General features: G+C 69.2%; 22 protein-coding genes and 1 tRNA gene. 15 read left to right on the top strand and 8 right to left on the bottom strand.

Features of this window, described 5'->3' with window-relative positions; genetic code table 11:
* Positions 1 to 47: 47 nt before the first annotated feature.
* The gene (locus QRN44_RS16450) at positions 48 to 1,292 is read left to right on the top strand and encodes a D-alanyl-D-alanine carboxypeptidase family protein (RefSeq protein WP_121290619.1); all 1,245 of its coding nucleotides are present in this window, start codon (positions 48 to 50) and stop codon (positions 1,290 to 1,292) included.
* 39 nt (positions 1,293 to 1,331) lie between these two features.
* On the opposite strand, the gene QRN44_RS16445 is transcribed toward QRN44_RS16450, so the two are convergent.
* On the bottom strand, positions 1,332 to 2,141 hold the full coding sequence (locus QRN44_RS16445) for an SGNH/GDSL hydrolase family protein (RefSeq protein ID WP_064296953.1): 810 nt from the start codon (positions 2,139 to 2,141) through the stop codon (positions 1,332 to 1,334).
* A 148-nt stretch (positions 2,142 to 2,289) separates the two neighbouring features.
* Between QRN44_RS16445 and QRN44_RS16440 the strand changes: the two genes are divergently transcribed.
* Positions 2,290 to 4,107: a DEAD/DEAH box helicase gene (locus tag QRN44_RS16440; protein ID WP_229938898.1), complete on the top strand. Its 1,818-nt coding sequence runs from the start codon at positions 2,290 to 2,292 to the stop codon at positions 4,105 to 4,107.
* A gap of 318 nt (positions 4,108 to 4,425) precedes the next feature.
* On the opposite strand, the gene QRN44_RS16435 is transcribed toward QRN44_RS16440, so the two are convergent.
* A tRNA-Leu gene (locus QRN44_RS16435) sits at positions 4,426 to 4,509 on the bottom strand.
* 175 nt (positions 4,510 to 4,684) lie between these two features.
* Here QRN44_RS16435 and QRN44_RS16430 point away from each other — a divergent pair.
* The 3 genes from QRN44_RS16430 (at position 4,685) to mshC (ending at position 8,178) form a co-directional block, all read left to right on the top strand.
* Positions 4,685 to 6,004 carry a M20/M25/M40 family metallo-hydrolase gene (locus QRN44_RS16430; RefSeq protein WP_285039648.1) on the top strand — a complete coding sequence of 440 codons (1,320 nt, stop codon included), beginning with the start codon at positions 4,685 to 4,687 and terminating at the stop codon, positions 6,002 to 6,004.
* Positions 6,005 to 6,118: 114 nt separating this feature from the next.
* Positions 6,119 to 6,943: an undecaprenyl-diphosphate phosphatase gene (locus QRN44_RS16425; protein ID WP_071260226.1), complete on the top strand. Its 825-nt coding sequence runs from the start codon at positions 6,119 to 6,121 to the stop codon at positions 6,941 to 6,943.
* Complete coding sequence (gene mshC, locus QRN44_RS16420) at positions 6,940 to 8,178, top strand: cysteine--1-D-myo-inosityl 2-amino-2-deoxy-alpha-D-glucopyranoside ligase (protein ID WP_285039646.1); 1,239 nt, start codon at positions 6,940 to 6,942, stop codon at positions 8,176 to 8,178. The genes QRN44_RS16425 and mshC overlap by 4 nt, the downstream gene beginning before the upstream one ends.
* Before the next feature lie 46 nt (positions 8,179 to 8,224).
* Here the strand turns inward: mshC and QRN44_RS16415 are convergent, their stop codons facing one another.
* Positions 8,225 to 9,151 (bottom strand): PAC2 family protein, encoded by a 927-nt coding sequence (locus tag QRN44_RS16415; RefSeq protein ID WP_064296958.1) that lies wholly within the window; start codon positions 9,149 to 9,151, stop codon positions 8,225 to 8,227.
* 81 nt (positions 9,152 to 9,232) lie between these two features.
* On the opposite strand from QRN44_RS16415, the gene QRN44_RS16410 reads away from it, so the two are divergent.
* The 9 genes from QRN44_RS16410 (at position 9,233) to lnt (ending at position 19,396) form a co-directional block, all read left to right on the top strand.
* A complete protein-coding gene (locus tag QRN44_RS16410; RefSeq protein ID WP_285039644.1) occupies positions 9,233 to 9,937 on the top strand; it encodes an HAD family hydrolase in 705 nt (234 codons plus the stop codon).
* Complete coding sequence (locus QRN44_RS16405; protein ID WP_121290611.1) at positions 9,934 to 10,998, top strand: tRNA (adenine-N1)-methyltransferase; 1,065 nt, start codon at positions 9,934 to 9,936, stop codon at positions 10,996 to 10,998. Before QRN44_RS16410 ends, QRN44_RS16405 begins: the two co-directional genes overlap by 4 nt.
* A 71-nt stretch (positions 10,999 to 11,069) precedes the next feature.
* Entirely contained in the window at positions 11,070 to 12,026 is a 957-nt protein-coding gene (locus QRN44_RS16400; RefSeq protein WP_121290609.1) for an FKBP-type peptidyl-prolyl cis-trans isomerase, read from the top strand.
* Positions 12,027 to 12,104: 78 nt separating this feature from the next.
* On the top strand, positions 12,105 to 13,145 hold the full coding sequence (locus tag QRN44_RS16395; protein WP_175115814.1) for a helix-turn-helix transcriptional regulator: 1,041 nt from the start codon (positions 12,105 to 12,107) through the stop codon (positions 13,143 to 13,145).
* Entirely contained in the window at positions 13,138 to 14,148 is a 1,011-nt protein-coding gene (locus QRN44_RS16390) for a helix-turn-helix transcriptional regulator (RefSeq protein WP_079002542.1), read from the top strand. The genes QRN44_RS16395 and QRN44_RS16390 overlap by 8 nt, the downstream gene beginning before the upstream one ends.
* A gap of 81 nt (positions 14,149 to 14,229) precedes the next feature.
* The gene (gene tatA, locus QRN44_RS16385; protein ID WP_121290605.1) at positions 14,230 to 14,499 is read left to right on the top strand and encodes a Sec-independent protein translocase subunit TatA; all 270 of its coding nucleotides are present in this window, start codon (positions 14,230 to 14,232) and stop codon (positions 14,497 to 14,499) included.
* A gap of 138 nt (positions 14,500 to 14,637) precedes the next feature.
* Positions 14,638 to 15,399, top strand: a complete 762-nt coding sequence (gene tatC / locus QRN44_RS16380; RefSeq protein ID WP_071260381.1) for a twin-arginine translocase subunit TatC — start codon at positions 14,638 to 14,640, stop codon at positions 15,397 to 15,399.
* Complete coding sequence (locus QRN44_RS16375; RefSeq protein ID WP_285039643.1) at positions 15,396 to 17,816, top strand: DEAD/DEAH box helicase; 2,421 nt, start codon at positions 15,396 to 15,398, stop codon at positions 17,814 to 17,816. The genes tatC and QRN44_RS16375 overlap by 4 nt, the downstream gene beginning before the upstream one ends.
* Positions 17,813 to 19,396: an apolipoprotein N-acyltransferase gene (gene lnt / locus QRN44_RS16370; protein WP_285039642.1), complete on the top strand. Its 1,584-nt coding sequence runs from the start codon at positions 17,813 to 17,815 to the stop codon at positions 19,394 to 19,396. The genes QRN44_RS16375 and lnt overlap by 4 nt, the downstream gene beginning before the upstream one ends.
* Before the next feature lie 60 nt (positions 19,397 to 19,456).
* On the opposite strand, the gene QRN44_RS16365 is transcribed toward lnt, so the two are convergent.
* From QRN44_RS16365 to QRN44_RS16350, 4 genes are all read right to left on the bottom strand, one after another.
* Entirely contained in the window at positions 19,457 to 19,819 is a 363-nt protein-coding gene (locus tag QRN44_RS16365) for an RNA polymerase-binding protein RbpA (protein ID WP_064296965.1), read from the bottom strand.
* A gap of 127 nt (positions 19,820 to 19,946) precedes the next feature.
* Positions 19,947 to 20,726 carry a glycerophosphodiester phosphodiesterase family protein gene (locus QRN44_RS16360; protein WP_121290601.1) on the bottom strand — a complete coding sequence of 260 codons (780 nt, stop codon included), beginning with the start codon at positions 20,724 to 20,726 and terminating at the stop codon, positions 19,947 to 19,949.
* A 7-nt stretch (positions 20,727 to 20,733) separates the two neighbouring features.
* Positions 20,734 to 21,753 (bottom strand): SPFH domain-containing protein, encoded by a 1,020-nt coding sequence (locus tag QRN44_RS16355; RefSeq protein ID WP_285039641.1) that lies wholly within the window; start codon positions 21,751 to 21,753, stop codon positions 20,734 to 20,736.
* A gap of 2 nt (positions 21,754 to 21,755) precedes the next feature.
* Positions 21,756 to 22,247: an NfeD family protein gene (locus QRN44_RS16350; protein WP_064296968.1), complete on the bottom strand. Its 492-nt coding sequence runs from the start codon at positions 22,245 to 22,247 to the stop codon at positions 21,756 to 21,758.
* A gap of 194 nt (positions 22,248 to 22,441) precedes the next feature.
* Between QRN44_RS16350 and QRN44_RS16345 the strand changes: the two genes are divergently transcribed.
* Positions 22,442 to 23,206 (top strand): SDR family oxidoreductase, encoded by a 765-nt coding sequence (locus tag QRN44_RS16345; protein WP_079002548.1) that lies wholly within the window; start codon positions 22,442 to 22,444, stop codon positions 23,204 to 23,206.
* A gap of 70 nt (positions 23,207 to 23,276) precedes the next feature.
* Here QRN44_RS16345 and QRN44_RS16340 read toward each other — a convergent pair whose 3' ends face one another.
* Positions 23,277 to 23,870 carry an HdeD family acid-resistance protein gene (locus QRN44_RS16340; RefSeq protein WP_158596568.1) on the bottom strand — a complete coding sequence of 198 codons (594 nt, stop codon included), beginning with the start codon at positions 23,868 to 23,870 and terminating at the stop codon, positions 23,277 to 23,279.
* Between the last annotated feature and the right edge of the window lie 147 nt (positions 23,871 to 24,017).

The raw sequence follows: 24,017 nt of genomic DNA, 5'->3' as shown, positions 1-24,017 counted from the left end.
GCAGGTCGCGACAGGGGACGTGCAGGAGCGCCGGGTAGCATGACCGGGTGCCACTCACGAGACGACAGATCTATCGCCGCCGCCGTCTCGCCGTCTTCGGCGTCCTCGCCCTCCTGATCGGGCTGTTCGGGTACAGCGCAGGCGCGCTGCTCCGACCGGTCCCGGCCGCGGCTGCGACGCTCGAAGCCGGCGACGCCCTCACGACCTCGCTCGTCCAGCAGACCACACCGGTCGCCTGGCCCGGATTCGGGCGGGGCGCCCTCGGTGCCGTCGGGTTCGACGGCGTCCTGAGTTCGAGTGGCGAACAGACGCCGTTCCCCATCGCGAGCATCACCAAGACGATCACCTCCCTCGTCGTGCTGGAGGCCAAGCCCCTCGCCGCGGGCGATCAGGGCCCGTCCATCACGCTGACCGACGCCGACGTCGGGTTCTACTACGACACCATCGCGGAGAACGGTTCAGCGGCACCCGTCGTCGCCGGGTCGGTGTTCACCCAGCGGCAGATGCTCGAAGCGCTCCTCCTCCCGTCGGCGAACAACTACAGCATCTCGCTCGCCGTCTGGGCCTTCGGTTCGGTCGACGCGTACCTCGACGCGGCGCGCGCCTGGCTCGATGCACACGGGCTGACGGGCACGACCGTCACGAACACGAGCGGCCTGGGCGAGACGAACGTCAGCACCCCGAGCGACCTCGTGACCATCGGCAAGCTCGTGCTCGCCGACCCGGTGCTCTCCTCGATCGTCAAAGAGCCCACGGCGGTGCTGCCCGCCATCGGCGAGGTCGAGAACACGAACGCCCTCCTCGGCCGGTACGGGGTGACCGGCATGAAGACGGGGACCGACGACGCCTCCGGCGCCTGCCTGCTGTTCTCCGCCGACCTCCAGGTGGAAGGGCGGACGGTGACCGTCGTCGGCGTCATCCTCGGTGCCGACGACCACACCGTGCTCAACGAGGCCGTGGTCTCCCTGTTGCAGAGCGTGCCGGCCGGATTCCACCAGGTCCAGCTCGCCACCGCCGGGCAATCGGTCGGCTCCTACTCGACCGCGTGGGACGAGGCGGCGAAGGTCGTCGTGGCGTCCGACGCCTCCGTGCTGGTCTGGCAGGACACCCCGATCACCGTCGAGAGCCGCGCCAGAGCCATCGAGGCGGGTGCCGCCGGTTCGACGGTCGGGAAGCTCAGCTACACCGTGGGTGCCGGCGCGGAGGGCGGTGCGGCGACGATCGACGTCCCACTGGCTCTCGACGCGGACATCGCCCCGGTCACGCCATGGTGGCGCCTGACCAACCCGTGACCGCAGCGAACGCCGGAGCCCGGGTGATCGACCGGACGGTCAGACGTCGAGTTCCTGGTCCTGGGCTGCAACCGTCAGGAAGGGACCGGCGATCGGTCGCTTGGCGGTGATGTGGTCGCCGGACGACTGGTGCCGCACCCGGCGGAGCACCCAGGGCACGAGGTACTCCCGCGCCCAGGCGAGGTCCTCGGTCCGGGCCTGACGCCAACGCCGCACGGGCAGCGGCTCCGGCTGCAGCGGCTTGAGGTCGTTCTCCACGTTCAGCGCGTGGAGGACGAGGCGGGCGACCTCGTGATGGCCGAGCGCGTTCAGATGCAGCCGGTCCGGGGCCCACATCCGCGGATCCTGGATCGCCTGGAGCGACCACTGATCGGCGATGATGCAGTCGTGTCGGGCGGCGATGGCCCGCAGGTTCTCGTTGTAGATCGCGACCTTGCCGCGGATGCTCCGGAACACGGGGGAGAAGCCGACGTCGACGCCGGTGAACAGCACGACCGTCGCTCCGTCGCTCCGAAGCCGGATGATCGCCTGCTCGAGTCGTCTGGCGATGTCATCGGGGTCGGTGCCGGGCCGGATCACGTCGTTGCCGCCCGCGGAGATCGTGATGAGGTCCGGGTGCAGCTCCAGGGCCGGCTCCACCTGGTCGTCGAGGATCTGTTGCGCGAGCTTGCCGCGGACCGCGAGGTTGGCGTAGGCGAAGTCCGAGTTCTGCGCGGCCAGCACCTCGGCGACCCGATCGGCCCACCCGCGGTGCCCGCCCGGCGCACCCGGCTCGGGATCGCCGATCCCCTCGGTGAACGAGTCGCCGATGGCGACGTACCGCGACCAGGGATGGTGCTGTTCGGTCATGGGTGGTTCCTCCTGCTGTGCATCCGGAACCTCCAGCGTACGCCCGCCCCTCGGGTGGCGGATCAGTCGCGAGTCGGACATCCGGACGTCTGTCGAGGCCCCACACGATGGTCGGCGGTGTCGGTTCGGCCGGGTACAGTGGTCTCCAGTGAACGCGGAAATCTCTTCGACCCAGCACCTGGGCGGGTCCGCAGCCGAACACCTCTCACCGGCCTTCCCGGAACGTGCAGCGTGGGGCACGGCGAGCAAGCTTCGAGCCTGGCAGGCCGAGGCGCTCGAGCAGTACTTCACCACCGAACCCCGTGACTTCCTCGCGGCGGCGACACCGGGCGCAGGCAAGACGACGTTCGCGCTGCGGCTCGCCTCCGAACTCCTCCATCGCGGCACGATCGACCGCATCACGGTCGTCGCCCCGACCGACCACCTGAAGCGTCAGTGGGCCGAGGCCGCGAGCCGGGTCGGCATCCGCCTCGACCCGAACTTCGCGAACCGCGACCAGGTCTTCGGCCGCCACTACCACGGCGTCGCCGTCACCTATGCCCAGGTCGCGGCGAACCCGCCCGTCCATCAGCGCACGACCGATTCGGGTCGCACCCTCGTCATCCTCGACGAGGTCCACCACGGCGGCGACGCCCTGAGCTGGGGCGACGGCATCCACGAGGCGTTCTCGCGGGCGACCCGCCGGCTGTCCCTGACCGGGACCCCGTTCCGGTCGGACACGGCACCGATCCCGTTCGTGGTCTACCAGCCTGATCACCAGGGCATCCGGACCTCCGTCACCGACTACAACTACGGATACGGTCGCGCGCTCCAGGACGGGGTCGTCCGTCCGGTGCTCTTCATGGTCTACGCCGGCCACATGCGCTGGCGGACCAAGGCCGGCGACGAGATGGAGGCCCGCCTCGGCGAGGGCAACACGAAGGACATCACCTCCGCTGCCTGGCGCACCGCACTCGATCCGCAGGGCGACTGGATCCCGGCGGTCCTGAAGTCCGCCGACCTCCGGCTGTCCGAGGTCCGTCAGGCGGTCCCGGACGCCGGCGGACTCGTGATCGCCACCGACCAGACGACCGCCCGGGCCTACGCGGCGATCCTGCACGAGCTGACGGGGGAGCAGCCCACCGTCGTCCTCTCCGACGAGAAGGAGGCCAGCGACCGGATCGCCGACTTCTCGGGGAACACCAAGCGCTGGATGGTCGCGGTCCGCATGGTGTCGGAAGGCGTCGACGTCCCACGACTCGCCGTCGGCGTCTACGCGACGTCCTCCGCCACACCACTGTTCTTCGCGCAGGCGATCGGGCGATTCGTCCGGGCCAGACGACGCGGCGAGATCGCGAGCATCTTCCTTCCGAACGTACCGAACCTGATGGCCCTCGCGGAGAAACTCGAGCTCGAACGCGACCACGCACTCGACCGCCCGAGCGACCCGGACGCGGAGGGCGACCTCTTCAATCCGGAGGACGCGATGATGGCGGCCGCGGAGCGCGAGGACAAGGCTTCCGATTCACTCCTCGAGGAGTTCACCTGGCAGGCCGTCTCCTCGGACGCGCACTTCGACCGGGTCGTGTTCGACGGCGACGAGTTCGGCGAGCTCGCCCAGCCGGGCACCGAGGAGGAGTTCGACTTCATCGGGTTCCCCGGGCTCCTCGAACCTGAACAGGTGCACGAGTTGCTCGTGCAACGCCAGAGCCGGCAGGCCAAGCGCGGGGCGTTCGTCGACAAGAACGCAGCCTCGCCGAGTCCGCAGGCGGACATCCCCGCTCCGCTCTACCGCACGCTCAAGGAACAGCGCCAAGTGCTCAACACCCTGGTCGGTCTCTACGCGAAGCACACGAAGGAGCCGCACGGACTCGTGCACGCCGAACTGCGACGCGTCTGCGGCGGACCCGCGGTGGCACAGGCGAGCGTGACGCAGCTGCAGTCGCGCATCGACCTGCTGCGTCGGCGCCTGGGTCACGGGCACTGAGGACAGCACCGCTCCTCACGCGCGTCCTCCTACCCTTCGACAGGCTCAGGGACCGGCGTGTTCCGGGCGGGACTCTCCCGGTCACTGAGCTTGTCGAAGTGCCCACCAGGGACCACCAGCTCGGTCGACCCTTCGACAGGCTCAGGGTCCGGCGGAGGAAGGCCCGGTACCGGCGGAGCAGGGTCCAGGACCGGCGAAGGTGTGCGGGATCTCGCTCGAACCGACGATGATCTCGGGTGTCGGCGTGTCGTGGAGTGCGGCGGGAAAACAAGAACGGCCGGAGCTTTCGCTCCGGCCGTTCGCCGTCTCAACACGGTGTGCGCGAAGGGGGACTTGAACCCCCACGCCCGTAAGGGCACTAGCACCTCAAGCTAGCGCGTCTGCCATTTCCGCCACCCGCGCGTGTTGTGATCGTGTCCGGCTTTCGCTGGGCACGAGAAGAAACTCTAGCACGGATTTCGACAGCCGTTCACCACCTCGTTCAGCCGGAGGATCTGCTCGACGCCCTCCGGCCGTGCGTCGACCGCGCGATCGGGGGAGAGGTGCAGCTGTCAGGGCCGACGGGTACCGTGGAGCCATGACCTCCGGCTCAGACGCATCCGACCTCACGCTCGACGAGACCACGCGGATCGCGCGGGACCTCATCCGCATGGACACGACGAACTACGGCGAGGGCCGCTCCAACGGCGAGACGGAGGCCGCCGAATACGTCGAGGCGTACCTCCGCGACCTCGGTCTGGAGCCGGAGCTGATCGACGCCGCTCCGGGCCGGACCAGCGTGGTCGCACGGGTCGCCGGCGCGAACCCCGAGAAGCCGGCGCTCGTCGTGCACGGGCACCTCGACGTGGTGCCCGCCGATCCTGCGAACTGGTCGGTGGACCCCTTCGGCGGCGAGATCAAGGACGGCCTGCTGTGGGGACGCGGGGCCGTCGACATGAAGAACATGGACGCGATGATCCTCGCGTCGCTCCGCGAGATCCTCGGCAGCGGCCGTCGGCCGGAACGCGACCTCGTGATCGCGATGTTCTCGGACGAGGAGAACGGCGGCGTGTTCGGCTCCCACCACCTCGTGACCGAACGACCGGAGCTCTTCGCCGGCGCGACCGAGGCGATCAGCGAGGTCGGCGGGTACTCGATCACCTTCGGCGGACGCCGCTCCTACCTCCTCCAGACCTCGGAGAAGGCCCTCGTCTGGATCAAACTGGTCGCGACCGGACGAGCGGCCCACGGATCCCGCTACGTGCAGGACAACGCCGTCACCCGCCTCGCGGAAGCGGTGGCGGCCATCGGACGCACCGAGTGGCCCGTCCGACTCACCGACACCACCGAGCAGCTGCTCCGTGAGATCGCCTCCATCCTCGGCACCACGCCCGAACGGCTCGGCCCGGACGAGCTCGCCCTCGCGACGGGTACGGCCTCCGGCTTCATCCAGGCCTCGCTCCGCACGACGAGCAACCCGACCCTGCTGCAGGCCGGATACAAGCACAACGTGATCCCCGATCGCGCCGAGGCGCTCGTCGACATCCGCACCCTGCCCGGCGAGGAGGACGCCGTGCTCGCGCGCGTCGCGGAGATCGTCGGCGAGGACATCGAGATCGTCGTCATGCACCGCGACATCGGCCTCGAGACCCCGTTCTCGGGTCCGCTCGTCGACGCGGTCGTCGAGACCCTCGGGCGCCATGACCCCGGCGCCCCGGTGCTCCCGTATATGCTCTCCGGCGGTACCGATAACAAGGCGCTGTCACTCCTCGGGATCACCGGGTACGGCTTCGCTCCGCTGCGGCTGCCGGAACACCTGGACTTCCCCGCGATGTTCCACGGAGTCGACGAGCGCGTGCCGCTCGACGCGCTAGGGTTTGGCAAGCAGGTCCTCACGGACCTCCTCCTCGACTACTGACTTCCCACGGTCCGTCTCCGCGCCCTCCGAGCCGCAAGACGCTCCAGGAGCCGCCCCGCCGACGACTGCCGGATCCGGCCGAACACCAGCCATCCGGCTGCAGAAAGGTGCCCTGTGGACCTCATCAACGCCATCATCCTCGGACTCGTCCAGGGACTCACCGAGTTCCTCCCGATCTCGTCGAGTGCACACCTGCGCATCCTCGGCGAGTTCCTCCCCGGAGCGAAGGACCCTGGCGCGGCGTTCACGGCGATCACCCAGATCGGTACCGAGGCCGCCGTCGTGGTGTTCTTCTGGCGCGACATCGTCCGCATCATCTCCTCCTGGTGCAAGGCCCTCGTCGGCAAGATCCCGAGGGATGACGCCGACGCCCGCATGGGGTGGCTGATCATCATCGGCAGCCTCCCCATCGTCGTGCTCGGCCTGTTGTTCCAGGACGAGATCGAGACGACCTTCCGGTCGCTGTGGATCGTCGCGATCATGCTCATCGTGTTCGGCATCCTGCTCGGTGTCGCCGACGCGGTCGGTGCGAAGAAGCGACGTCTGAAGAGCCTGACCTACCGCGACGGCGCGATCTTCGGAGGCGCCCAGGCCCTCGCTCTCATCCCCGGTGTCTCCCGCTCCGGCGGCACGATCACCGCCGGGCTGTTCATGGGCTACGAGCGCCGTGCTGCGGCGCGGTACGCCTTCCTGCTCGCGATCCCCGCGGTGTTCGGCAGCGGCTTCTACCAGGTCTTCAAGAGCATCGGCGAGCCGAGCCCGTACGGACCGGTCGAGACGCTCGTCGCCACCGTCATCGCGTTCGTCGTCGGCCTCGCGGTCATCGCCTTCTTCATGAGCTACATCTCGAAGCGCAGCTTCCTGCCCTTCGTCGTCTACCGCATCGTGCTCGGCGTCGTCCTGCTGGTGCTGCTCGGCACGGGCGTGATCAACGCGTGAGGGCCTGGTCCGCCCCGGTCGTCCCGAAGCTGCCCGGCTCCGGCGCGGCCCCGTGTCTCTGGGACACCCCGAGCGCCGGGCTCATCGAAGCCTCCGCCGAACGCACGGCGCGGTTGTACGTCTGCGGCATCACGCCGTACGACGCGACCCACCTCGGCCACGCGTCGAGCTACCTGGCCTACGACACCCTGCAGCGCGTCTGGCTGGACGCCGGCTACGAGGTGCACTACGCCCAGAACGTCACCGATGTGGACGACCCGCTGCTCGAGCGGGCCACCGCGACCGGCGTCGACTGGGTCGAACTCGCAGCGAGCCAGGTCGAACTCTTCCGGAGCGACATGGAACGCCTCAGCATCCTTCCCCCCGAGGACTACGTCGCGGTCACCGAGGTCATCGGGCCGATCGCCGACGCCGTCGCGCTCCTGATCGAACGCGGTGTCGCCTACTCCGTCGACACCCCGGACAGCACCGCCGGAGACGACGTCTACTTCGACGTGCGCGCCGCGGCCGACGACGTCTGGCACCTCGGCGCGGAGAGTGGACTCGACGAGGCCACGATGGCCGCGTTCTTCGCCGAGCGCGGGGGAGACCCCGACCGAGCCGGGAAACGCGACGCCTTCGATCCGCTGCTCTGGCGGGCGGCGCGCGACGGCGAGCCGAGCTGGGAGTCAGCCGTCGGCCGAGGGCGTCCCGGTTGGCACATCGAGTGCTCGGTCATCGCCCTCCAGCATCTCGGATCGGACTTCACGGTCCAGGGCGGCGGCTCCGACCTCGTCTTCCCACACCACGATCTGAGTGCCGGGCACGCCGCGGCGCTGTCCGGCCGCCCGCTCGCCAAGGTGTTCAGCCACGCCGGCATGGTCGCCTACGAGGGCACGAAGATGTCGAAGTCCCTCGGCAACCTCGTCCTCGTCTCACGCTTGGCCGCCGACGGTGCAGACCCCTCGGCCATCCGGCTCGCGATCCTCGCGAACCACTACCGCAGTGACTGGGAATGGCACGACGAGCACCTCGTCCTGGCCGATCGTCGGCTCAGGACCTGGCGTTCGTCCTTCGCGACGGACAGCGCGAGTGGAGCATCCGCCGTCGAGCTGCTGCAGGCGATGCGGATCCGACTGGCCGACGACCTCGACACCCCGGGTGCCATCGCACTCGTCGACGCCGCAGCGACGACCGGCGTCGACGACGCCGACCTCGCGCGGTCGGCCGTCGACGCGCTCCTCGGCGTGCGCTGAGCAGGACGGCGGCTCACCGGAGTCACCCCACCGCGATGGGACCAAGCTACTCGCGGTCCTTCCGCCAGGGCTCGTCGCCCTTGCCCTCGTCCCGACGGAGGTACCGTTCGAACTCCTTGGCGATGGCCTCGCCGCTCGCCTCGGGCGATTCGACCGTGTCGCGCGCCTGCTCCAGCTGCTGGATGTAGGCGGCCATGTCCTCGTCTTCGGCGGCGAGCGTGTCGATCCCGCTCTGCCACTCACCGGACTCCTCGACGAGGGCTCCGCGGGGGATGACGACGTCGATGAGTTCCTCGAGCTTGTCGATCAGCGCCAACACGGCTTTCGGGGAGGGCGCGCTGTGCACGTAGTGGGGGACCGAGGCCCAGACCGACAGACTCTGGACGCCCTGCCGCTCGGCGGCGTCGGCCAGCACGCTGAGGATGCCGACCGGTCCTTCGTAGGTGCTGCGTTCGAGCTGCAGCGCCTGCCGCAGCTCAGCGTTCTCGCTCGAGGCGAAGACCGAGATCGGTCGCGTGTGCGGGACGTCGGCGAGCATCGCACCGAGCATCACCATGCCGGTGATGCGCTGCTCGGTGATCACGGCGAGGATCTCGTCGACGAACGCCTTCCATCCGCGCGACGGCTCGGCACCGAGCAGCACGTAGACGTTGTCGCCGCCGCCCTCGCTGACGCGGAGCGCGGCGTCCTCCGCCAATGGGGTCGCGGGCTTCGCCGCTTCGGGGTCAGGCCCCGAGATCGTGGTACCGGGCCAGGTCAGGGACCGTTTGCCGTCCTCATCGACGCCGACCGTCGGCCGGTTGAACTGGTAGTCGTAGTAGGGCTCCGGGTCGATCTCGAGCAGCGGGCGGAGGGCGAGCGAGTCGCGAAGCACGCGCACCGCGCCGCTCGCCGCCTCGCCGGCGTCGTTCCAACCCTCGAACGCCACGACGAGCAGGCGACCGCCCAGCGGCTCCTTGGTGTCTTCCGTCACGTCTCACTCCTCGGTGCACGGGGACCTTCCGCGACCATCCATCCAGGATAGGCGCTTCGGCACCCGGTAGCATGGCACCCCGTGACCACTCTCCTCCCTGCCGCAGTCCTCTGGGACATGGACGGCACCGTCGTCGACACCGAGCCCTACTGGATGGAGGCCGAGACCGAGCTGGTCGCGGCCCACGGCGGCACCTGGACCCATGAGGACGGCCTCCTGCTCGTCGGGAACGGCCTCTGGGACTCCGCCGCCGTCCTCCAGGGCCGCGGCGTCGCGCTGGACGCGGACACGATCGTCACCCACCTCACGGACCACGTCCGGCGCCTCATCCAGGAACGCGGCGTCCCGTTCCGTCCCGGTGCCCAGGAGCTGCTCCGCGAGCTCCGGGAGGCCGGCGTGCCGACGGCGCTCGTCACCATGTCGATCCGGTCCATGGCCGAGGACATCGCAGGCGGCATCCCGTTCGACGCGTTCGACCTCATCGTCGCCGGCGACGAGGTCGAGCAGCCCAAGCCCCATCCTGACCCCTACCTCAGAGCCGCAGCGGCACTCGGCGTCGACCCGCGCGAGTGCATCGCGATCGAGGACTCCGCCACCGGTCTCGCGTCCGCGCTCGCAGCGGGGACCATCGCCGTGTCCGTCCCGCACATCGTGCCGATCCCCGAGGGCCCGCACCACACCACCTGGGACACCCTCGCCGGGCGCTCCGTCGCCGACCTCGCCGAGCTGCGCTCGACCGCGGGCGGCACCACCCACCACCCCGAGACAGAGGCAGCACAGCGATGAGCGCGAACCACCAGCCGGCGAACAGCGGCCCCTTCCGCGAGGGTGACCGCGTGCAGCTGACCGGACCGAAGGGGCGGAAGAACACCATCACGCTGGAGGCCGGCAAGGTCTTCCACACGCACCGCGGGATGATCGAGCACACCTCGATCATCGGTCTGCCGGACGGCAGCGTCGTCGCCAACACCGAGGGCATCGAGCACCTCGCACTCCGGCCGCTGCTGGTCGACTTCGTGATGTCGATGCCTCGCGGTGCCGCCATCATCTACCCGAAGGACGCGGCCGAGATCATCGGACAGGCGGACATCTTCCCCGGCGCGACGGTCGTCGAGGCCGGTGTCGGTTCCGGCGCGCTCTCCCTCTGGCTCCTCCGGGCCATCGGGCCGTCGGGCAGGCTGGCCTCCTTCGAGCGCCGGGACGAGTTCGCCGATGTCGCGCGAGGCAACGTCGCGACCTTCTTCGGTTACGACCCGCAGAACTGGTCGGTCACGGTCGGCGACCTCCAGGAGACCCTGCCCGACACGATGCCCGCCGAGTCCGTCGACCGCGTGGTGCTCGACATGCTCGCACCGTGGGAGTGCCTCGACGCCGCGTGGGAGGCGCTGAAGCCCGGCGGAGTGATCCTCTGCTACGTCGCCACGGTCACCCAGCTGTCGCGCGTCGCCGAGGCGATCCGAGGGACGGGCGGCTTCACGAACCCGCAGTCGAACGAGACGATGATGCGCGGGTGGCACGTCGAGGGGCTCGCCGTCCGACCGGACCACCGGATGATCGGGCACACGGGCTTCCTCATCACCGCACGGAAGCTCGCGCCCGGCACGGTCCTGCCCGAGCTCAAGCGACGCGCCTCGAAGAGCGACTTCAGCGCCGAGGACGTCGAGCTGTGGACGCCGGGCGCCCTCGGGGAACGTTCCGCGAGTGCGAAGATCCTGCGGAAGCGCGCCAGGAGCGCCGGGGCGAGCGCCGAGCTCTCCCGGGCACGGGGCCTCGACGGTGACAGCGCGGGGCCGGACGAGTCGATCGAACCGTCCGCCGCTGAGCCGGCTCTCGGCGACGATCGTTGACCACGGTTCACGTCGACTAAACTGTGCGACGGCGACCTGCCGTCCCACCCGTACCACCGAAACGAGGATCCGTGCGCACTGCACCAGCTCTCATCGCCGCAGCAGGCCTCCTGCTCGTCTCCCTCACCGGGTGCACTGCGCCGGGCTCGGCCTCCTGCGACACCGCGGCGTCCGCCGGCGACGCGACGAAGCTCATCAGCGTGTCCGGTGACTTCGGATCCACCCCGAAGGTGGATCTCCCGACGCCGCTGTACACGAAGACGACGGAGCGCCAGGTCGTCATCCAGGGCGACGGTCAGCAGGTCTCGGCTGAAGGCACCGTCAACCTCAACCTGATGCTCCTCAACGGACGCACCGGAGACGTCCTGCAGCAGACGGACTTCAACGGGCCCGCGAGCACCCTCATCGCCCTGTCCGGGAGCCTCCCCGGCTTCGCGAAGGCGTTCGCCTGCACGACGGTCGGATCCCGTGTCGTCGCGGCGATCTCACCCGAGGACGCCTTCGGCCCGAGCGGTGGCAGCGAGGCGAACGGCATCAAGAAGGACGACGCGATCATCCTCGTCGCCGACATCCAGGGTGCGGCGCTGCCCAAGGCCGACGGCGCCGAGCGCCCGATCCCGTCGGGGTTCCCGTCCGTCGTGACCGCTCCGAGCGGCCAGCCCGGCATCACCATCCCGGCGGCCCCCGCCCCGACCGAGACGAAGCACACCCTGTCCCGCGTCGGCGACGGTGCCACGGTCAAGGCCGGCGACCAGGTCATCGTCAACTACACCGGTGTGCTGTGGGATCAGAAGAGCGTCTTCGACAGCAGCTGGGAGAAGGGTCAGCCCCTCGTCTTCCAGGCCGACGGCGGTCAGATGATCAAGGCCTTCAACGACGCGGTCGTCGGCCAGCAGGTCGGCTCGCAGATCATCCTCGTGGTGGCGCCGAAGGACGGCTACGGCGAGCAGGGGTCGGGCAGCGTCCCGGCCGGCGCGACGCTCGTGTTCGTCATCGACGTGCTCGGCACCCAGCGCGCGGCACAGTAACCGACACGCCTCGGAGACGGCCCGTCCAACGCCCGCGTCGCGGGTGGGGGACGGGCCGTCCGTCGGTAGACTGGACCGGTGTCCTCAGCCAGCGAGTCCCCGAAGCCGGTCCCGGTGGAGGAGCGACTCTTCAGCCTCGTGCTCGCGCTCCTCGCCACGCAGACCGGCCTGACGAAGAACGAGATCCTGTCGACCGTCCAGGGGTACCGCCAGCAGTATTCGAGTGGCGGCGGCAACGCCAGCCTCGAGCGACAGTTCGAGCGCGACAAGGACAACATCCGCGAACTCGGTGTCCCGCTCGAGACGATCGAACAGCCGGGTGAACCCGGCAACAACCAGTCGATGCGCTATCGGATCCCGAAGGGCGCCTACGAGCTTCCCACCGACGTCCGGTTCACCCCGGCGGAGCTGTCACTGCTGTCGCTCGCAGCCACGGTGTGGCGTGAGGGGTCGCTCTCCGGCCAGTCGCAGCGCGCGATGACGAAGTTGCGGTCGCTCGGCATCGAGCCCGACGAACCGATCATCGGATACGCGCCGAGACTCCGCACCCGGGAGGCCTCGTTCGAACCGCTCGACGCGGCGCTCGAACGTCGGTCCGTGGTCGCCTTCCCCTACCTGAAGCCCGGCGAGGCGCGGCCACGCGTCCGCACCGTCGCACCGTTGGCGCTCGTCCAGCACGAGGGTCGTTGGCACCTCTACGCCACCGACCGGACGGTGGACGAGCCCCGGACGTTCCTCCTGTCGCGGATCGTCGGTCCGGTCAAGCCGACGGGGGAGTCGTTCCCCGCCGAGGACCGCGACCACGCCGCCGACGCGATCGACGGCCTGCGCCGCGTGTCCTCGTCGCAGCGTGCCCTCGTCCGTGTCCGGCCCGGGACCGACGCCGCGGCCCGCCTCGGCAACCGCTACGGCGTCAGCGACACGGAGCGCACGGAACTCACCATCCCGTACCTCGACCACCACATCCTCGCCGACGAGCTCGCCGGGTTCGGCCCGGAGGTCGTCGTCCTCGACCCTCCGGCACTCGTCGAGGCCGTGGCGTCCAGACTCGAGCTGGTCGTCGCCCGCCACCGCGCGACCGACGACGCACCCCACCCCGAGGAGGCCGCCCGTGGCTAAGCGACCGGCGGCGCCCCGCGCCCAGGACAAGCTGATCTTCCTCCTCTCGCTCGTGCCGTACCTCATCGACCGCGAGCGGGTGACGGTCGACGAGGCCGCGCGGCATTTCGGCCTGTCCCCGCGCCAGATCCGCGAAGCGGTCGAGCTCCTGACGGTGTCCGGCGTGCCGGGCGACACCCGGCAGTACCTCGCCGGCGACCTCTTCGACATCGACTGGGGCAGCTTCGAGGAGGACGACGAGATCGTCCTCACGCACCGGGTCGCGCTCGACGACAGTCCTCGCTTCTCAGCCCGCGAGGCCTCGGCCCTCATCGCCGGTCTGCAGTCGCTCCAGCGCCTCCCCGAGTTCGTCGACAGCGACGTCATCGGGGGCGTGATGGCGAAGCTCGCCCGCGGGGCGTCGTCGGCTCCGGGCCAGCTCGCGGTCACCGAGTCCTACTCCGCGCACGCGGTGGGCATCATCCGGTCGGCTCTGGCCGCCGGCCACAGCGTCGCGTTCGACTACGTCGATGCGAGCGGGGCGACCGAGGCGAGGCTGGTGGACCCACTGCGTCTCGAATCCCAGGACCAGGACTGGTACCTCTACGGGTGGTGCCACCTGCGCGAGGCGACGCGTCGCTTCCGTCTCGATCGGATGACCGAGCTGCGCGAGACCGATGCCGAGGTCGTGTTCCGCGAAGCGGACGTCGTCGTCCCGACCGCGTTGTTCGAGCCGAGCGACTCCGATCGCAACGTCACCGTGCTCGTCCGACGCTCGGTCCTCCCGCTCATCGACGACTACGTGGTCGCCGTCGACAGCGCGCCAGGCGGCCCCGCAGCCCGCGAAGACGCCGATGTCGAGGTCACCGCGACCCTGCGCCTCGCTCACCATCACGGCCTCAAACGACTGGTCGCCGCGCACCCCGGGCTCATCACGGTGCTCGGGCCGGCGGATGCCCGCGATGCGGTCGCCGATTGGGCGGCCGCCGGCCTCGCGCAGTACCGCACGACATCCGGAAGCTGACTCCCGAGACTCCCGGCGGTCGAACGGGAGATGCAGGGTAGAGTGAGTGGACCTCGACCTCGAAGATCAGGAACGAAGACTATGTTCGGCAATGCATTCACCGGGTGGCACCTCGTCATCATCCTCCTCATCGTCCTGCTGCTGTTCGGAGCACCGAAGCTCCCGGGTCTCGCCCGCAGCGTCGGTCAGTCGATGCGGATCTTCAAGAGCGAGGTCAAGAGCATGCGCGACGACGAGCCCGCCTCGCCCGACGCGACTGGCACGGTTCCGCCTGCGAGTGCGGCACCCGCCGATCAGAGCCCGGCCGCGACGGCCCCGCAGAAGCCGACCGACCCGCCGGTCAAGCCGTAGCCCTGAGGACCACCCGAGCCCGATGACGCCAGCACCTGGCCCCCGACGAGTGCGCCTCGAACACGCCGCTCAGGAACGGACGATGTCGCCGTGGCCCTGACCGAGAAGCGTCCCAAGAAACAGAACCGCGAAGGGCGGATGTCGCTCGGCGAGCACCTCGTCGAGTTGCGGAAACGTCTGTTCTACTCCGCCATCGGCATCATCGTCGGCATGGTCGCGGGCTTCATCGCCTCCGAGTGGATCATCGAGGCGATGAGCGCCCCCATCCTCGTCATCGCCGACGATCGCGGGCAGGCGTTCCTGAACTTCACCAACGTCACGAGCGCGTTCGACCTGCGGATGAAGATCGCCCTCACCGCCGGCGTCGTCCTGTCCAGCCCGGTGTGGCTCTACCAGATCTGGGCGTTCCTCGTGCCCGGCCTGACCCGCAAGGAGCTGAAGTACGCGATCGGGTTCTTCGCGACCGCTGTGCCGTTGTTCCTCGCGGGCTGCTACGCGGGCTGGTTCGTGTTGCCCCACATCGTCGAGCTCATGCTCGGCTTCACCCCGACGGCGGCGGCCAACTTCCTCGACGCCACCACCTATTACGACTTCGTCCTGAAGCTGGTGCTCGCGGTCGGTGTCGCCTTCGTCCTTCCCGTGTTCCTCGTCCTGTTGAACTTCGTCGGTGTGCTCTCCGCAGCGGCGATCATCAAGGCGTGGCGGGTCGCGATCCTCGTCATCGTGCTCTTCACGGCCATCGCCACGCCCGCCGCCGACATCGTGTCGATGTTCGTCCTCGCGATCCCGATGGTCCTGTTGTACTTCGCGGCGTACGGCGTCGCCGTCCTCCACGACCGCAGTGCGGCCAAGCGGCAGCGACGCATCGACGCCGAACTCGGTAGCGCGGGGCTCGCATGAGCGACACCGCTTCGCCTGCCGAGCGGTATCGGGCAGCGGCGGTCCGGAACGCGACACCGAGGCTCCAGGAGTTCCGCGCGAGGCAGCGTTTCGACCTCGACGCGTTCCAACTCGAGGCGTGCGAGCGGATCGAGAACGGCAGCAGCGTCCTCGTCGCCGCACCGACGGGGGCCGGTAAGACCATCGTCGCCGAGTTCGCGATCGCCCTCGCCATGCACGGCGACCGCGGCAAGGTCTTCTACACCACGCCGATGAAGGCGCTCAGCAACCAGAAGTTCCAGGAACTCACCGCCGAGTACGGGTCCGAGCACGTCGGCCTGCTCACGGGCGACACGAACGTGAACGGCAACGCCCGAATCGTCGTGATGACGACCGAGGTCCTCCGCAACATGCTGTACGCGGACTCCGACGCGCTGACCGATCTCGCCTTCGTCATCATGGACGAGGTGCACTACCTGGCGGACCGGTTCCGCGGAGCGGTGTGGGAGGAGGTCATCATCCACCTCCCGCAGGCCGTCCGGATGGTGTCGCTGAGCGCGACCGTGTCGAACGCCGAGGAGTTCGGTGACTGGCTGCAGGCCGTCCGCGGTGACACCGCCGTGATCGTGTCCGAGGATCGCCCGGTGCCGCTCACCCAGCACGTGCTCATGCGGAACAAGCTCATCGACCTGTTCGCCGCGCCGAGCCTCGCCGACACCCACCAGGTCAACCCGGAGCTCGTCCGTATGGCGCAGTTCGGTGGCCGTGCACCGAACAGTCGTCAGTACAAGGACATCAGCCGCTACAACCAGCGCCGAGCCCCGCATCGGGCCGAGAAGCTCGACCGCGGGCATTTCGTCCAGATGCTCGACGACCACCTCCTGCTCCCGGCGATCTTCTTCGTCTTCAGCCGCGTCGGGTGCGACCAGGCGGTGAAGCAGGTCCTCCGTTCCGGCATCAGGCTGACCGAGGCGCACGAACGCGACGAGATCCGTCAGATCGTCGACGAGCACTGCCGGACCCTGCTCGACGAGGACCTCGCCGTCCTCGGCTACTGGGAGTGGCTCGACGGTCTGGAGCGGGGCGTCGCCGCCCACCACGCCGGTCTCCTGCCGGCGTTCAAGGAGGTCGTCGAGGAGCTCTTCCGGCGGAAGCTCGTGAAGGTCGTCTTCGCGACCGAGACCCTCGCGCTCGGCATCAACATGCCGGCCAGGACGGTCGTCCTCGAGAAGCTCGAGAAGTTCAACGGTGAGGCACGCGTCCCGATCACCCCGGGGGAGTACACCCAGATCACCGGGCGCGCCGGACGCCGTGGCATCGACGTCGAGGGCCACGCCGTGATCCAGTGGGCCGAGGGGCTGCACCCGCAGTCCGTCGCCTCGCTGGCCTCCCGACGCACCTACCCGCTCAACTCCAGCTTCCGCCCGACCTACAACATGGCGGTCAACCTGATCGACCAGTTCGGCCGTCAACGCACCCGTCAGATCCTCGAGTCGTCCTTCGCACAGTTCCAGGCGGACCGGGCCGTCGTCGGGATCGCCCGGAAGGTGCGCGAGCAGGAGTCCTCGCTCGCCGGCTACGAGAAGTCCATGTCGTGCCACCTCGGGAACTTCGTCGAGTACGCGGGAATCCGGCGCGAACTCACGGACCTCGAACGCAAGGGCGAGCCGAACGGCTCGCGCGCGTCGAAGGACCGTCGCCAACGCAAGCTCGCCGAACTCCGCAAGCGCATGCGGGCTCACGCCTGCCACGTCTGCCCGCACCGCGAGGACCACGCTCGCTGGGCGGAACGATGGTTCAAGCTCAAGAAGCAGACCGACCAGCTGCGACAGCAGATCCAGACGCGGACGGGCGCGGTCGCGCGTGTGTTCGACCGGGTCGTCGACGTGCTGCTCGAGTACGAGTACCTGGCACGCGACGAGCACGGCGCGGTCGTCGTCGCGGCTCCCGGACGTACCTTGAAGCGCATCTACGGAGAACGGGACCTCCTCGTGGCGGAATGCCTGCGCACCGGCGCGTGGAACGACCTCGACGCCGCGTCCCTCGCCGCGATGGCCGCCGCGATCGTGTACGAACCACGGCGCGAGGAGCAGAACACCCCGGAACGCTTCCTGCCCCGCGGCCCGTTCCGGTCGGCACTCGAACGGACGCAGGACCTCTGGAGTCGGCTCGACGACAGCGAACGGGAGCACCGCCTCCCGGGGAGCAACCCGATCTCGACCGGCCTCTCGCTCGCCATGCACCAGTGGGCCAAGGGCGCGAATCTCGACACGGTGCTCATCGAGGCGGAACTCGCCGCCGGCGACTTCGTGCGGTGGTGCAAGCAGACCATCGACCTGCTCGATCAGCTCCGCGTCGTCGATGGACCGGTGGGCCGTCATTCGCGCGAGGCGCTCGACTCGATCCGACGCGGCATCGTCGCGTACAGCTCGCTGTGAGGTCCCCGCACGGTCGGAGCCGCCGGCTCCGACCGATCGACGCGCTGGTCGATCGTCGTCCACCGCTCCCGCTCTGGCTCGCGGCCGTCGTGGCCATCGCCGCCGGGCCGGTCCTCGACGCCGGCTTCCCGGACCGCGGGGTCTGGCCCCTGACGTTCGTCGGCATCGCCCTCGTCCTCCTCGCCCTCATGGGACGCAGCGTCGGCGGTGCGCTCCTCGTCGGCTTCCTGGCTGGGGAGTCGTTCTACCTGATCCACATCGAGTGGGCGACCGCCTACCTGGGTCCCGTCCCCTGGGCGGCACTGTCGACACTCGAGGCCATCTTCTTCGCGCTCGGAGCCGTGCTCATCACCCTGGCGTACCGCTGGGTACCGCGCGCCTTCCCCGGCATCGGGGGACGGGTCTGGTTGACCGCCGCGGTGGTCGCCGCCCTGTGGACCGCGCGCGAGACGCTCGTGAGCACCTGGCCCTACGGCGGATTCCCGTGGGCGAGGATGGCGCTCAGCCAATCCGAGAGTCCGTTCGCACCGCTCGTCGCCTGGGTCGGGTTCTCGGGGCTGTCGTTCCTCATGGTGCTGCTCGTGGCACTCGCCCTGCAGCTCGCCGCGATCGCGGAGCTCCCGACGGTCAGCCGCGTCGGGACCGGGGTCCTCGCGGTCATCGCGGTGCTCGTGGTGCCGGCATGGCCGACGGCGACGACCGGGAGCATGCGGGTGGCTGCCATCCAGGGCAACGGCCCCGCCGGCTACTTCGACGCCGCAGCACCCGGGACCGTCATGCAGACCCAGATCGACGAGACGCTGCAGGTGCTCGATGCGGACGTCGACGTCGTGGTCTGGCCCGAGGGCAGCGCAGACCTCGACCCGCAGCGGGTTCCCCAATCGGCTGCGGCCCTCGACGCGTTGAGCCGCCGCATGGACGCACCGTTCGTCGTCGGTGCGATCTCTCAGCGCGGCGATCGCTACTACAACTCGTCGCTCCTCTGGGACGCCGCGAACGGCGTCCGCGACGTCTACGACAAGAAGCACCCGGTCCCGTTCGGTGAATACGTCCCGGACCGGAAGTTCTGGGAGCCGTTCGCGCCCGACCTCATCGGCCTCATCCAGCGCGAGTACACCCCGGGCACGAAGGACAACGTCTTCGACATCGACGGGGTGCTCGCAGGGATCAGCATCTGCTTCGACATCGCCGACGACCAGCTCACCCGCGATGCGGTGGCGGGTGGCGCGCGGATCGTGTTCGCCCAGACCAACAACGCGGACTTCGGGCAGACGGACGAGAATCAACAGCAGCTGGCCATCGCTCGGCTCCGGGCGATCGAATCGGCTCGGTCCGTAGTGAACATCTCCACGGTGGGGACCAGCCAGATGATCGGGCCCGACGGCTCGACGATCGACAGCATCCCGGCCTTCCGCCCCGGGTCGATGGTCTCCGAGGTGCCGCTCGCGGACACGGTCACGCCGTCGATGGCCTTCGGTCACCAGCTCGAGATGTTCATCGGTGGCATGGGACTCGCCTCGCTGGTCCTCGCCGGGTTCGCGGCCAGGCCCAGGCGCGTCTCGAACCATCCCCGGACATGACGATCGGCTGATCCGATATCGGATCAGCCGATCGAGGGGAGGCCTGTCAGGGGCTCGGTGTCACGCGCTCTTCTGCTGGCCGCGACGGGCCCGGAGATATGAGAGGCGCTCTTCGAGCAGTTCCTCGAGCTCATCGCGCGAGCGGCGCTCGAGCAGCATGTCCCAGTGGCTGCGGGGGGTCTTCACGTCACCGCGGTCGACGACGACGGGCTTCGAGTCGACGAGGAGGACGGCCTCCGCACCGCAGTGCCGACACTCCCACAGTTCGGGGACTTCCGCATCGGCGGCGAAGGTCATGGTGGTCTCGCGCTCGCAACTCTGACACCGGTAGATGTGGTTGCTCCGCGCCGAGAATATGACGCCCTCTTCCGTTTGTAGACTCTGGGCGCCCAGGCGCATTCCGCGCAAACTGCGATCTGCCATTGTGTGGTCTCCTCTCGCTCGGCATCCACAGTTATAAACCCGCAAGCTGGGTAAACTGTTCCGTTCACCCATCTAGCTATCAGCTCATGCCCAGCTGGAGCCACGACGGATGCGGAGAGCTGGGCCGTCAGCGTGAGCGGACCACGTCGAGCGCGAGATCACAGCGGTCGGTGACGAGGCCGTCGACGCCGAGATCCAGCAGGCGTCGCATGTCGGCGGGGTCGTTGACCGTCCACACGTGCACCTCGACGCCGAGGGCGTGCATCTGTGCAAGGAGGCGCTTCGTCACGACGGGCACGCCGCGGAACCGTTCGGGCACCTGGAGCGCCTGGACACCGGCGAGCGACCGACGGAGCGCTCCGCGGAGCCCGAGGGCGGCTGCGGGGAGGACGCGGAACAGGATCCGGGCCGACGCGGATGATGCCACGGAGTCGGCACCGGCCTCCAGCCCCACGGCCCGCACGATCGCGGAACGTCTGCCTTCGTCGAAGGAGGTGACGAGCACCCGATCGGCCGCACCGGCGCCGATGATCGCGGCAGCTGCCGGAGCAGCCGCTGCGGCGGCCTTGATGTCGAGGTTGAAGCGCGCCCCGGGGAACTCGGCCAGCGCCTCCGACAACGTCGGCATGCGGTCGCCGCCGAGGTCGATCCGCTGGAGTTCCGCGAGTTCGAGGTCGGCGATCGGTCTCGGATCGCCCGTGATGCGGCGCAGGGACGGGTCGTGGAAGAGGACGGCGTGTCCGTCGCGCGTGCAGTGCGCATCGGTCTCGACGTACTCGGCGCCGGCAGCCAGGGCACGACGGAAGGACGACAGCGTGTTCTCGGGAACCCCCGGCCCGGCCAGCCCTCGATGGGCGAGGACCCGAGGGCGGGCCGGACGGAAGTAGGGGAGGACCGCTGTCGTCACCGCGTGCTCAGCCCTCGGGCTGGACGGGGGTCGTCGGTGCCGGAGGCGTCTGGGGTGACGCGGCCGGAGCTGCGGCGAAGGAGGGCGCCTGCGCAGCTGCGGCCGCCGCCCGTGCCGTGGCCGCAGGGTCGCGGGTGTTGCCCGGCCCGAAGGCGGAGCCGATGCCCTTGAGCGCCTCGGTCAGTTCGCTCGGGATGACCCAGAGCTTGTTCGCCTGGCCTTCCGCGAGCTTCGGGAGCATCTGCAGGTACTGGTAACCCAGGAGCTTCTCGTCGGGGTCGCCGTCGTGGATGGCCTTGAACACCGTCTGGATGGCGGACGCCTCACCCTGTGCACGGAGCACAGCCGCCTGGGCATCACCCTCGGCGCGGAGGATCTCCGCCTGCCGCGCGCCCTCCGCCGTCAGGATGGCCGACTGCTTGGTTCCCTCGGCGGTGAGGATGAGGGCTCGACGGTCGCGCTCTGCCCGCATCTGCTTCTCCATGGAGTCCTGGATGGAGAGCGGCGGGTCGATCGCCTTGAGCTCGACGCGTCCGACACGGATGCCCCACTTGCCGGTCGCCTCGTCGAGCACGATGCGGAGCTTGCTGTTGATCTCGTCGCGGCTCGTCAGCGCCTCCTCGAGGTTCAGCCCACCGACGACGTTTCGAAGCGTCGTCGTGGTCAGCTGCTCGACAGCACCCAGGTAGTTCGCGATCTCGTAGGTCGCGGCACGGGCATCGGTCACCTGGAAGTAGACGACCGTGTCGATCGAGACGACGAGGTTGTCCTCGGTGATCACCGGCTGCGGCGGGAAGGAGACGACCTGCTCTCGGAGATCGATGAGCGGCCGGAGCCGGTCGATGAACGGGATGAGCAGGTTCAACCCGGGCATGAGGGTCTTGTGGTACTTGCCGAGCCGCTCGACCACGCCGGCGCTCGCCTGCGGGATGATGCGGATGGATCGGAACAGCACCACCAGCACGAAGACGACGACGATGGCCGCGATCACCCAACCGATGATCGCTCCTGATGAGATGTCGTTCACGACTACTCCTTCTGCTCGCCCAGCGGTGCCGGGTGGGTCGGGACGGGGACGACGACGGCGGTGGCGCCGTCGACGACGGACAGGACGATGCGCGTGCCGGGCTCGAGCGACGACGCGGGGGAGTCGTGCGGGGTCCTGGCGGTCCAGACCTCGCCGTTGCCGAGCTTCACCTGGCCACCGTGCGGGGTGACCGTCGAGAGCACGAGCCCCGGCATGCCGAGGAGCGCATCGACGTTGCTCTTCGCCGGGTCAGCACCGCGTTGCAGCGCTCGGAGCAGCGGCGGCCTGACGGCCAACAGGAGCAGGAGAGCGGCGGCGGCTGCGATGAGCAGCTGGAGCCACCACGGAGCGCCGAGGAGGCCGGAGAGCAGCCCGACGGTGCCGCCGAGCGCGAGCATGAGGAAGGTGAACTCGAGCGACAGGATCTCGATGATGACGAACACGAGGATCAGGACCAACCAGGCGATCCAGGCGTACTCGGTGATGACGTCCATGGTGCGGATTCCTCCCGGATCGGCTCTCGCGTCTGCCGCCTCGCAGTCCGGGGGAGCGCGAGACGGTGCGCCGGTCGGGTTCAACGCTATCAGCTGGGCGGAGCGCCGAACCGGATCCGTCTCCCGGTTCTTGGTAAGGTCGTTGGCTGGAACCAGCCGCCGATGAGCGGCCCCAGATCTGAAGGAGCCCTCACGTGACGAACCCCCTGGCCGCCGGATCACTCTCCGGGAAGAACGTCCTCGTGACGGGCTCCTCCCGCGGCATCGGTGCCGACACCATCCGCTACTTCGCCGGTGCCGGCGCCAACGTCGTGATCAACTACCGGAACAAGGAGGCTCGCGCCGTCAAGCTCGCCGACGAGGTGCGAGCCCTCGGTGTGCAGGCCGTGGTGGTCGGAGCCGACCTCACCGACCCCGCGTCGGTCGCCGCGATGTTCGCGACGACGAAGGCCGAACTCGGCGACCTCGACGTCCTGGTGCTGAACGCCTCCGGTGGGATGGAGAGCGGCATGGCCGAGGACTACGCCATGCAACTCAACCGCGACGCGCAGGTGAGCGTCGTCGAACACGCCCTCCCGCTGCTCCGCCCCGGCTCGCGGATCGTGTTCGTCACGAGCCACCAGGCGCACTTCATCCGGACCACGCCGACGATGCCCGAGTACGTGCCGGTCGCGACCTCCAAGCGCGCGGGCGAGGACGCGCTCCGCGCCAAGCAGGACCAGTTCGACGCCGCCGGTGTCGAGTTCGTGGTCGTCTCGGGCGACATGATCGAGGGGACCATCACCGCGACGCTCCTCGAACGTGCCAACCCCGGTGCGATCAGCTCCCGCAAGGAGTCGGCCGGTCGCCTCTACAACGTGGGCGAGTTCGCGGCCGAGGTCGCCTCGGCCGCCGTGGACCCGATCCCCGAGGACCACACCCGCTACGTGGGGGACACGAGCGACTTCATCGCCGAGTAAGCGACGATCCCGACGCGACGAACGCCCGGTCCCTCGAGGGGCCGGGCGTTCGTCGTCCTGCCAAGCGGGGTCAGCCGGCGAGACCGGCCCGCTTCACCTGCTTGCCGAACGTGATCGCCTGGATGATCTCGACGACGCCGGCCGCGATGAGGAAGAACGCGGTGACGAGCAGGAGGGTCACGGCGGCGAGCAGCGGGTTCGCGAGGACGAACACGCCGGCGACGACGCTGATGACGCCGTAGAGGATCGTGATCCACCGCGACACGTCCGGTGCCGAGTCGAACAGCGAAGCCACGCCCTCGACGATCCAGGAGACACCGATCACGAAGACGAGTGCGCCGATGCCGAGCAGCGGATCGATGAAGATGTAGACGCCGGCGGCCAACAGCAGCGCACCGAACACGATCGTGAGGACCCGCCAGAGTCCGCCGTGCTCCCGGGCGACGACGCCACGAGTGATGCGGGCGATCCCGGCGATCAGGAAGTAGACGGCGAAGATCCACGCGACGGCGACCAGCGAGGCCTTCGGCGCGACCAGCAGGAAGACACCCAAGAGGATCGTGAGGATCCCTCCGACGGCGAAGGCCCATCGGACACCGGAGATCTGGCTCGCGGTCAGCTTGGCGGAGTTCAGCGTGTAGGTGGTGGTGGACGGTTCGGACATGGTCGGCTCCTGACGGTGGACAGTGCGGCGCTCCCGCGCGGACCGGGAGCGTTCCACCAGTGTGACGCATCCACACAGCTGTTTCACAGCATGACCTTCCATGTCGCGCGGATCCAATGTCGATCGAGGCGAGACGCCGGCCGATGA

This window comes from Plantibacter sp. lyk4-40-MEA-4, assembly GCF_030209415.1.
In the GTDB taxonomy this organism is placed as follows: domain Bacteria; phylum Actinomycetota; class Actinomycetes; order Actinomycetales; family Microbacteriaceae; genus Plantibacter; species Plantibacter flavus_A.
Note: the sequence above shows the minus strand (reverse complement) of the source record. Positions and strands in the feature narration are given on the sequence as shown.

Excerpts from the sequence above, each read along its gene's own strand:
- QRN44_RS16445 (WP_064296953.1), bottom strand. The coding sequence starts at position 2,141 with ATGACCGAACAGCACCATCCCTGGTCGCGGTACGTCGCCATCGGCGAC.
- QRN44_RS16430 (WP_285039648.1), top strand. The coding sequence starts at position 4,685 with ATGACCTCCGGCTCAGACGCATCCGACCTCACGCTCGACGAGACCACG.
- QRN44_RS16405 (WP_121290611.1), top strand. The coding sequence starts at position 9,934 with ATGAGCGCGAACCACCAGCCGGCGAACAGCGGCCCCTTCCGCGAGGGT.
- tatA (WP_121290605.1), top strand. The coding sequence starts at position 14,230 with ATGTTCGGCAATGCATTCACCGGGTGGCACCTCGTCATCATCCTCCTC.
- tatC (WP_071260381.1), top strand. The coding sequence starts at position 14,638 with ATGTCGCTCGGCGAGCACCTCGTCGAGTTGCGGAAACGTCTGTTCTAC.
- QRN44_RS16375 (WP_285039643.1), top strand. The coding sequence starts at position 15,396 with ATGAGCGACACCGCTTCGCCTGCCGAGCGGTATCGGGCAGCGGCGGTC.
- QRN44_RS16365 (WP_064296965.1), bottom strand. The coding sequence starts at position 19,819 with ATGGCAGATCGCAGTTTGCGCGGAATGCGCCTGGGCGCCCAGAGTCTA.
- QRN44_RS16350 (WP_064296968.1), bottom strand. The coding sequence starts at position 22,247 with ATGGACGTCATCACCGAGTACGCCTGGATCGCCTGGTTGGTCCTGATC.
- QRN44_RS16340 (WP_158596568.1), bottom strand. The coding sequence starts at position 23,870 with ATGTCCGAACCGTCCACCACCACCTACACGCTGAACTCCGCCAAGCTG.